We start from the raw sequence: 431 nt of genomic DNA, 5'->3' as shown, positions 1-431 counted from the left end.
CCCAAGCCAGCGTAAACGGGTACGCCCGATTCGAGTTCGATCAAGCGCGCTCTGGACGGTGTCAGCGCTCCGCAATCGATGGCGTCGTACATGCGTCCGAGAAGCCGGGCCATTGATGCCAAGTCGCGCCGCATCGATTCTTCCGTCTCAACGAAGCGGAGTTCGGAAACCCGAGCATCCAGCTCTTGCGCGGCGCGTTTGAGGTCCGAAGTTTCCTGACCAGTGACCGTCACCAGCAATGCCAGATTCTTGCCGCTCAGCACCTTACCTAGTGCCCTTACGTGCGCAACTGCCCTTAGGCGACGAGCTGCTTCTATGATCGTGAAGATCGTTCCGGCGGCCAACGGCTGATCTGGAGACGAATACCACGCGCGAGGGAAAGGATCGGATTTCACCACAGTGACGGTACGTGCAGCGCTGGGGCTGGCCTT

General features: G+C 59.9%; 1 pseudogene. It reads right to left on the bottom strand.

From position 1 onward, the window contains the following. Positions 1–395: pseudogene (locus tag AC1DNF_RS35815) on the bottom strand (hypothetical protein); the annotation flags it as partial. Positions 396–431 lie beyond the last annotated feature (36 nt).

This window comes from Variovorax sp. 01T432 (assembly GCF_056398605.1).
The sequence above is the reverse complement of the archived record's forward strand: the minus strand, read 5'-3'. Positions and strand labels throughout refer to the sequence as shown.